The following is a 1,453-nucleotide window of genomic DNA, read 5'->3' as shown; positions in this document are numbered from 1 at the left end:
GTTCGTGATCGCGCGGAATTCCGCCTTCGCCTACAAGGGTCACGCGGTCGACGTCACGCGCGTAGCGCGGGAACTCGGTGTGCGCTACGTGCTGGAGGGCAGCGTCCGCAAGGCCGGCAGTCGGCTGCGCGTGGCCGGCCAACTCATCGAGGCGGCGTCGGGGGTGAATCTCTGGGCCGACCGCTTCGAAGGCGGTGTCTCGGAGGTGTTCGAACTGCAAGACCTCGTCGCCTCCAGTGTCATCGGTGCGATCTCGCCCAGGCTCGAACAGGCCGAGATGGCGCGTGCCAAGCGCAAACCCACCGAAAGTCTCGACGCTTACGATCACTATCTGCGCGGCATGGCGAGCCTTTACCGCTGGACGAGGGAGGGGCTGGAGGCGGCGCTGCCGCAGTTCTACAAGGCCATCGAGCTCGACCCCGATTTTGCGGCCGCTGAGGGCGCTGCCGCCTGGTGCTATTTCTGGCGGATGGCGAATGGCTGGATGACTGACCCGCAGAAGGAGACCGCCGAGGTCTCCCGGCTGGCCGGCAACGTCGCCATTGCCGGCCAGGATGACGCGGTGGCGCTGGCCTTCAGCGGCCTGGCGCTGGGCTATGTCATCGGTGACTACGAGGCCGGCTCGGCACTGGCCGACCGCGCGCTCGTGCTGAACCCGAACTGCGCGGCCGCCTGGAGCGCCAGCGGTTGCCTCAAGGCCTGCCACGACGATCCGGACATCGCCATCGAGCACCTGTCGCGGGCAAGACGGCTAAGCCCGCTCGATCCACTGACCTTCTTTATGCAGTGCTTCACCGCATTCGCCCATTTCACGGCCGGCCGCTACGACGCCGCCTGGCCAATCGCCGAGGCGGCCTCCCGCGCGCAGCCATATTATCTCACCGGCCTGCGCGTCGCCGCCGCCAGCAATGCAATGGCGGGCAGGTTGGATGCCGCGAGCAAGCATATCGCGGGCTCGCTGCGGCTCGATCCCGAACTGACGCTTTCCAACCTCAAACACAGGGTGGGGCTGATCAAGCCGGACTATTTCGCCAGATATGTCGAAGCGCTGCGGCTGGCAGGCCTGCCCGAATGACAGATCCTGGCCGTGCTCTCTTCCATCCGGCGAGCTTCCCTCTTGCGGCCTGGGCCTGTTTCGGCGCCGAGGCATTCGGCCGCTAGGCCACCATCGTAGGTTCCGGCAGCGCCGCGTCCGCAACCGTCAGGAATCGCGTCAGCAGCGCGGCGCATTTTTGCGCATGGGTCGCAATGAGGAAGTGGCCGGCGCCGTCGACGATCGCGCCACGCGCATCCGGCAGGGCCTGTTCCAGCAGATCGGTCATCGCGACCATCGCCGGATTGGCGAACTCGCCTCTGACGAGAAGAACCGGAATGTCGAGCGCGCGGTAGTCCTCGACCGATGCGCCGAAGCCGAAGTCCGTCAGCCAGTCGATCGCATTGGTCGCCGCTGTCT

At 66.5% G+C, this 1,453-nt stretch carries 2 protein-coding genes; one reads left to right on the top strand and one right to left on the bottom strand.

Annotation, left to right across the window (positions count from 1 at the left end; all coding sequences use genetic code 11):
* Nucleotides 1-1,075 (top strand): CadC-family transcriptional regulator (locus tag EN742_RS38440; RefSeq protein WP_189375732.1); only part of this gene is annotated, 1,075 nt, incomplete at its 5' end.
* 82 nt (nt 1,076-1,157) lie between these two features.
* On the opposite strand, the gene EN742_RS38435 is transcribed toward EN742_RS38440, so the two are convergent.
* Nucleotides 1,158-1,453, bottom strand: a 296-nt coding sequence (locus EN742_RS38435) for an alpha/beta hydrolase (protein WP_189375731.1), incomplete at its 5' end; no start/stop codon positions are given.

The sequence above is a fragment of the Mesorhizobium sp. M4A.F.Ca.ET.020.02.1.1 genome (assembly GCF_004022645.1).
Taxonomy (GTDB): Bacteria; Pseudomonadota; Alphaproteobacteria; order Rhizobiales; family Rhizobiaceae; genus Mesorhizobium.
The sequence above is the reverse complement of the archived record's forward strand: the minus strand, read 5'-3'. Positions and strand labels throughout refer to the sequence as shown.